The organism is Tardiphaga sp. OK246 (assembly GCF_900188215.1).
GTDB classification, from domain to species: domain Bacteria; phylum Pseudomonadota; class Alphaproteobacteria; order Rhizobiales; family Xanthobacteraceae; genus Tardiphaga; species Tardiphaga robiniae.
In genome coordinates this window covers 99244-106583 of sequence record NZ_FZOX01000009.1, presented here as the reverse complement: position 1 = coordinate 106583, position 7340 = coordinate 99244, and the positions used below count along the sequence as shown (strand labels likewise).

At 59.9% G+C, this 7340-nt stretch carries 6 protein-coding genes and 1 pseudogene; 3 read left to right on the top strand and 4 right to left on the bottom strand.

The features are described 5' to 3' along the window. Window positions 1-17: 17 nt before the first annotated feature. Both CHC01_RS29795 and CHC01_RS29790 read right to left on the bottom strand, forming a co-directional pair. A pseudogene (locus CHC01_RS29795) lies at window positions 18-750 on the bottom strand (IS5 family transposase). A 36-nt stretch (window positions 751-786) separates the two neighbouring features. Further along, entirely contained in the window at window positions 787-1269 is a 483-nt protein-coding gene (locus CHC01_RS29790) for a calcium-binding protein (protein WP_089267960.1), read from the bottom strand. 863 nt (window positions 1270-2132) lie between these two features. On the opposite strand from CHC01_RS29790, the gene CHC01_RS32800 reads away from it, so the two are divergent. From CHC01_RS32800 to CHC01_RS29775, 3 genes are all read left to right on the top strand, one after another. Next, window positions 2133-2288 carry a hypothetical protein gene (locus CHC01_RS32800; protein ID WP_176454746.1) on the top strand — a complete coding sequence of 52 codons (156 nt, stop codon included), beginning with the start codon at window positions 2133-2135 and terminating at the stop codon, window positions 2286-2288. Window positions 2289-2804: 516 nt separating this feature from the next. After that, entirely contained in the window at window positions 2805-3998 is a 1194-nt protein-coding gene (locus CHC01_RS29780; protein WP_089267958.1) for a CaiB/BaiF CoA transferase family protein, read from the top strand. Between the two features lie 121 nt (window positions 3999-4119). Then, window positions 4120-5049 (top strand): glycosyltransferase family 2 protein, encoded by a 930-nt coding sequence (locus tag CHC01_RS29775; RefSeq protein WP_089267957.1) that lies wholly within the window; start codon window positions 4120-4122, stop codon window positions 5047-5049. A 29-nt stretch (window positions 5050-5078) separates the two neighbouring features. On the opposite strand, the gene CHC01_RS29770 is transcribed toward CHC01_RS29775, so the two are convergent. Both CHC01_RS29770 and CHC01_RS29765 read right to left on the bottom strand, forming a co-directional pair. Beyond that, complete coding sequence (locus CHC01_RS29770; RefSeq protein ID WP_089267956.1) at window positions 5079-6596, bottom strand: tripartite tricarboxylate transporter permease; 1518 nt, start codon at window positions 6594-6596, stop codon at window positions 5079-5081. 10 nt (window positions 6597-6606) lie between these two features. Further along, window positions 6607-7149, bottom strand: coding sequence for a tripartite tricarboxylate transporter TctB family protein (locus CHC01_RS29765; RefSeq protein WP_089267955.1), 543 nt, complete (start codon window positions 7147-7149; stop codon window positions 6607-6609). Window positions 7150-7340: the final 191 nt, after the last annotated feature.

Genomic DNA, 7340 nt, shown 5'->3' with positions numbered 1-7340 from the left:
CTAGGACCGATCGACACTCACTCGCTCCAGATCATTGCGGCGGCGAGGTGGATGAAGCCAGCGAAGTGCGAGGTTCGTCCGTCATAGCGTGTGGCGAAGCGCCGGAAGTGTTTGAAACGGCAGAAGCAACGCTCGATCCGATTGCGCTGCTTGTAGGCGTTGATGTCGTGCGGGATGATGACCTTGCGGGTTCGGTTTGATGGTATGATCGCTGTTGCGCCCATATTGACGATGATCGCGCGCAGAGCGTTGCTGTCATAGGCCTTGTCGGCAAGCACGGCTTCGCCGGTCTGGCCGTGGAGCAAGGCAGGTGCCTGGGTGACGTCGCCAGCCTGTCCAGCTGTGATGATGAAGCAGAGCGGGCGACCGAGTGCATCGGCCAGCATATGGATCTCCGTGGTCAGCCCACCTCGGGAACGCCCCATCGCCTGATCTTTGCCCCCCTTTTCCGCTTGCGGCCTGCTGGTGAGCGCGAACGATGGTGCTGTTGATCATCAGATACTGATTATCCCGCTCTGCCGTCAGGGCCGTGAACACGCGTTCCCAGCCCCCCATGGCACCAGCGGCTGAACCGCCGGTGCACCGTTTCCACTTGCCGTACCGTTCCGGCAGGTCGCACCAATGAGCACCCGAGCGCAGAACCCACAAACAGCCGTTCACAAACAGGCGGTTATCGGACGCTGTGCGACCTGCATCGCTAGCCTTGCCCGGCAGCAGCGGAGAAATCTTCACCCACTGTGCCTCATTCAATTCGTAGCTTCATCGCCAACACATGTTCCGTGCAAATCACGGAACCCTATGAATCAGCGATTTAACCTCTCGGGAATCCTGAATGTCGATCGGCCCTAGATCGATTACGGTATTCTGGCCATTGAAAACCGAATGAGACATCAACTCCGCGAAAGAATGGATGTTGGTCCCAGCGATGTTGATGTGATCTTCGAGAACATTAAAATCAGCGACAGTATCGACGCCGTCGCCCTTCGCAAAGACAAAGGTATCAGCTGCGCGGCCGCCCACCATCCAGTCGGTACCCGCGCCTGAAAGGAATTGATCGTTTCCATCGCTGCCGAACATGCCATCGTCACCGGCGCCGCCCACGATGTAATCGTTCTGAAATCCGCCGTTCAGGCTGTCATTTCCAGCATCGCCGAACAGACCGTTGTTACCATTCCCGCCAACGAGATAATCATCGCTATCGCCGCCGCTGAGGCTGTCTGCTCCGTAGCCGCCGAACAGGCCGTCATTTCCGCCTCCGCCATACGTCACATCGGCAGCGATGCCACCGTTTATAGAAACATTTCCATCGCCTCCTTAAAATGAGTGAGCGCTGTTACCCGCGTACAGGTAGCCGTCCGCGGCGGTGCCGTAGACTCGGTGGCAATGGCGGCGGCGGAGCGGTGACTATCGCACCACAAAGGGACTGCACAGCATGAATGTTAGACGAGGTTAGATCTGCAATTGAACGATCTAGATATGCGTTCATTACAGCCGGGACCACATTGTAATTATCAATACCAAGCGCGTGAAGTGCGACGATGAAAAGAACAATCCCGCTGTTGCTGACAATCTGCGCTCCGAACGAGTGCACCCTTCTGCACTATCGAAATCGATGGTCGCAGAAATCAGACTTAATTCTGAGAAGGAGTAGTTAGCGCCCCTAGTATGTTGTTCAGATCGTCGATAGACGAAAACCCCAAACCGATTTTGGCCGTCGCTGTTGAAACGACTTGCTGGAACTGAATATTGGCATAGTCCACCAAGCAGCGAAGACAGAAACAAAGCCAGCTGGCACTGTGCCATCGATTGTCCAAGTTACAGTGCCGCCGGGAGTGCCTAGAGCTCCACCGTTCCACTTCGGACCTTCTAACGCGTAATCAATCATCTTGAACCCTCGCCAGTGAATGATGGCGAGATTTTATGAACTGATCCTTTCGCCCATTGGATGAAAGAAGCCTAGGTGGTGTCAGCCTATGGGAAAGACGAGTTTTTTTTGCCGCCGCATGCCGATGTTTTCCCGATAGACTGATTTGCCTAACCGATTCTCCCCATGTGCCGCCGCAGTAACCTAGCTAGGTCATTTCGTTTGCGTTGTAGCTCGCCCGTAGGGATGGGGGCGTCATAAGATCTCGATGCCATTGTTCAATCCTTCGTTCGCACAACGTGCGCTACTGCGTAGCCTCTTTGAATTGCCGGTTGAAAGACAGATGAGCGGAGCGCTGCATCTGCTCCAGTTTAAAGTTGATCTCTGCGACATCGACCCGGGCGCGCTCGACGAGCAGTCATGATCGGTCAACGTAATGCGAAGCAGCCTAGACCGGCTTGACCTCGCCGACGATGCCGTTGAGCGGTCGCCGCAGCGCGGCGCGCTGCCTAGCGACGCTGCGGGAAGTCGCCCTTTTGTGGATAGCTTGCAATGGTGGTAAGCAGCGACGGCACAGCCGTTGCAGTACGCTCGTCCGATTGAATGAACTCACCATGCAATACGTCCGCCCTCCGGGCCATGATCCGCATCGCCAGTGTATAGCCGACTGCGAAAACGATAAGTCCCAAAAGAATACCTTTCAAACAGACGCATAACTCAAAATAATGCCTTAGCATTCAAACGGTTAGACCGGCGGTCATGTGGTTGCGCGAACCGGAGCTCGAGTTACAAGGGGGTGTGACATCCCGATGATGTGGATCTTTGCGCAAGATGGCCGGGATGCACGCCCCGCCTGCTATTGCCAGGCATGACAAGCCCATCGGTTTGGGCGAAAGGTAAGAGGACCTTCCGACTCCATGGCACCACCGGAGCCTTCTGAATGCCCTTCCCGCGCGCCTCGCAGGCCCTCTCCCGCTTTACCGTTCTCGACCTCACCCGGATCCGTTCGGGCCCGACAGCGGTCCGGCAGTTCGCGGATTGGGGGGCCAATGTCATCAAGATCGACGCGTTGAGCGACGACGCCGGTTCCGAGCAGCCCGGTGGCCCGCGGCAGGGCTCGGACTTCCAGAACCTGCACCGCAACAAGCGGGCCATGACCCTGAACCTGAAGGACCCGCGCGGTCTCGCGGTGTTCAAGCGGCTGGTCGAGAAGGCCGACGTGGTGGTCGAGAATTTTCGCCCGGATGTTAAGGCCCGGCTCGGCATCGATTACGAGAGCCTGAAGGCGATCAATCCTGGTATCGTCTATGGCAGCATTTCGGGCTTCGGTCAGGACGGCCCCTATCACAAGCGGCCGGGGTTCGATCAGATCGCCCAGGGCATGGGCGGGTTGATGTCCATTACAGGCGCCCCTGGCGAGGGCCCGATGCGGGTCGGCATTCCCGTGGCCGATCTCACCGCCGGGCTGTTCTGCGCGCTGGGCGTGCTTACAGCCCTACTGGAACGCGATGTGTCCGGTCAGGGCCAGTGGGTCCAGACCTCGCTGCTGCAAGCGCAGATCTTCATGCTGGATTTCCAGGCCGCGCGCTGGCTGATGGAGCAGGACGTGCCGAAACAGGCCGGCAACAATCACCCGACCAGCATTCCCACCGGGGTGTTCAAGACGTCTGACGGCTACATCAATATCGCCACCACCGGCGGCAAGATCTGGGAGCGCTGCGCCCAGGCGATCGGCGCCCCCGAACTGATCACCAATCCCGATTATGCCACCGGCCCCGCGCGCTCGAAGAATCGCGACGCGCTCAATGCCGCGATCAGCGCCTGCACCGAAAAGCGCACCACCGAGGATTGGGTCAACGACCTCAATGCCGCCGGCGTGCCCTGCGGTCCGATCTACTCCGTCGACCAGATGTTCGCCGACGCGCAGGTCAAGCATCTGGGCCTCGCGCAGGACGTTCCCAACGACCAGAACCGCAAGATCACGCTGGTCGGTCAGCCCTTCACGCTGTCACGCACGCCGAGCCACATGGCCGCTCGGCCGCCGGAAGTCGGCGAGCAGACGGAGGAGCTACTCGCCGAATTTGGCTTCGGTGCCGAAGAGATCGCCGAATTGCGACGAGGCAAGGTGGTCTGAGGGGCGAGCTGTCAAATACTATGAAAATTAACGCCATAGGCTGCATTAATAGGGAGCACATCTTCGTCCGGGTGCAGTCGATCGGAGATCGTGCTGCGCCTCGAACCCGCCGGAAAGCTCCATGACCGCACCTCACCGCGTCGCTATCCTGGTCCCCTGCTTCAATGAAGAGGTCGCAGTCGCAACAGTCGTGAACGATTTCCGCAGGGCGCTGCCGGTCGCCACGATTTATGTCTACGACAACAACTCGACAGATCACACGCGCGAAGTAGCCTCGCAGGCGGGTGCGATTGTTCGCAGCGAGCCCCGTCAAGGCAAGGGTCATGTCGTCCGCCGCATGTTCGGTGACGTCGATGCCGATGTCTATGTTCTCGTCGATGGCGATGCGACCTACGACGCGACATCCGCACCAACCATGATCGAAGCGCTGTTAAACGATCGCCTCGACATGGTGGTGGGCCGCCGCATTGAGCAGCAGGTTGCCGCCTATCGCCTTGGCCACCGCACCGGCAACTCACTGCTCACCGGCTTTCTGTCAATGACGTTCGGTCAGAACTTCAAAGATGTGCTGTCAGGCTATCGTGTATTCTCGAGACGCTTCGTCAAATCCTTCCCGGTGCTGTCCGATGGTTTCGAGATCGAGACCGAACTGAGCGTTCATGCGCTGCAGCTCGCACTACCGGTCGCTGAAATCGAGACGCCGTATTTCGCGCGACCGCAGGGCTCCACCAGCAAGCTCAATACGTGGAAGGATGGCTTCCGGATTCTCGGCACCATCATGAAGCTCTATCGTTCGGAAAAGCCGCTGCGCTTCTTCGGCACAATTGGCCTGTTTTTCGGCATCGTCTCCATCGGCCTCGCGATTCCCGTGACCGTCACCTATCTGGAAACAGGGTTGGTGCCTCGGCTGCCCACCGCCGTGCTCTCGACTGGCCTGATGATCGTCGGCGTGCTCTCATTTTCGTCGGGCCTCGTGCTCGACACCGTCACCCGCGGACGCCGCGAGATAAAGCTGCTGGCATATCTGGCGCAGCCGTCACTGCCGGATTAGGTCTCCATCAAGCCAGGCGCGAGCACGACTTACGTCGTCACCGGCGTAGGCCGCCAGATGCGTGCAACGGCCGTAAAGGCACGATCGATCAGTGGCCAGAACAGCAGCGTGATCGCCAGCGTGGTGATGGTGCCGACCAGGCCATTGGACCAGAACACACCGACGCTGCCACCAGAGCCGATCATGGCGAGGCGGAACGCATCCTCGGCGCGGCTGCCGAGCACCAGCGCCAGCGTGAATGGCGCGAGCGGAATGCCGATCTTCTTGAAGACATAGCCGACGACGCCGAAGCCGAGCATCAGCCAGATGTCGAACATGGCATTCTGGATCGCATAGGCGCCGATGGCACAGGACACGACGATCATCGGGGCCACTGCCGCAAACGGCACGCGCAGGATCGAGGCGAAGACCGGAACGGTCGTCAGCACGATGACCAGACCCACCACGTTGCCGAGATACATCGAGGCGATCAGGCCCCAGACGAAGTCCTTGTGCTCAACGAACAGCAGCGGCCCCGGATTAAGCCCCCACACCATCAGGCCGCCGAGCAGGATCGCCGCGGTGCCGGAACCTGGAATGCCGAGCGCCAGCATCGGCAGCAGTGCCGCGGTGCCTGACGCGTGCGCCGCGGTCTCCGGCGCGAATACGCCTTCGATGCGCCCCTTACCGAAACTCTCGGGATCCTTGGAGAAGCGCTTGGCGAGGTTGTAGCCCATGAAGGAGGCCGCAATGGCGCCGCCCGGCGTGATGCCGAGCCAGCAGCCGATCACCGACGAGCGCAGCAGCGTCACCCAGTATTTCGGCAGATCCATCCAGACCTTGAGCACCGTGCGCAGGCTGATCTTGGCGGCGTGTCCGCGCAGCGCGAGGCGTTCTTCCATGGTGAGCAGGATTTCGCTGATGCCGAACAGGCCGATCACCGCGACGAGGAAGTTGATGCCGCGCAGGAGATTGTCCGAGCCGAAGGTCATGCGCAGATTGCCCGACACCGTGTCCATGCCGATGCCGGCGATCAGCAGGCCCAGCGCCATCGAGATGACGGTCTTATGCTTCGCCTCGCGGCCGAGACCGACGAAGGAGCAGAAGGTCAGAAGATAGACCGCAAAGAATTCCGGCGGGCCGAATTTCAGCGCGAAGGATGAGATCATCGGCGCCAGAAATGTGATCAGCATCACGGCCACCAGCGAGCCGATGAAGGACGAGGTAAACGCCGCCGTCAGCGCTTCCGCAGCCTTGCCCTGCTGCGCCATCGGATAGCCGTCAAAGGTCGTGGCCACCGACCACGCCTCACCGGGGATGTTGAACAGGATCGAGGTGATGGCGCCGCCGAACAGCGCACCCCAATAGATGCAGGACAGCATCACGATGGCCGAGGTCGGATCCATGGTGAAGGTCAGCGGCAACAGAATGGCGACGCCGTTGGGGCCGCCGAGGCCCGGCAGCACGCCGACAAAGATGCCGAGCACGAGACCGACGACCATCAGCGAGATGATCTTCCAGGTCATCAGCACGGCGAAGCCGTGCATCAACAATCCAAAGGCTTCCATAGTTAAAGTCCTAGCGACCGAGAGCCGATTCGATCGGCCCCTTCGGCATGATGACGTCGAAGGCGACATCGAAGGTGACGAACATGATCGCGGTGAACACGAAGGCGGTCAGCAGCGACTTCCACAGCGCAATCTTGCCGACCAAGCGCATGAAGCCGGCGATCAGCACGAAACTCGCGACATAGATGCCGAGAAACTGCGTGGCGAGACAGAACAATGCGGTGGGCACGAAGACCAGCGCCACGCGCCGCAATTGTGCGCGGGTGACAAATGTGTCGGAGCCGCCACTGCGGGCGAAGAATGTCGTGATCAGCCCGTAAAGGCTGGCGCCGCCGAGAATGACCGAGAGATAGAACGGGAAGTAGCCGGGCTGAGGCCCGGTGGAATCCCAGGCGATGCCGGTGCGCCAGTTGTCAAAGCCAAGTACGATGGCCAGTGCCAGCAGGACCAGCGAGACGATGATCTCAACGGTCCGCGTGCTGACGACGGAGGGCGAGTCGTCCTCCGGAGCGGTGGGATCTTCGACGATGATTTCGAGGTCGGTGTTGGACATTGGGTCTCGCAGATGGGAGCTGACGGAACGATGTGGTGCTAACCTCTCCCCGCTCCCGTGCACAGCGGAGCTGTGCTAGGCGAGGAGAGGTCGAAGCCTGAGCGAAGCGACGGCTTCGGGTGAGGGGCGAGGCACGAACGCAAAGCAAATCGCCGAGCCTGCGGATCGAAGAGCCCCTCACCCCGCCCCTC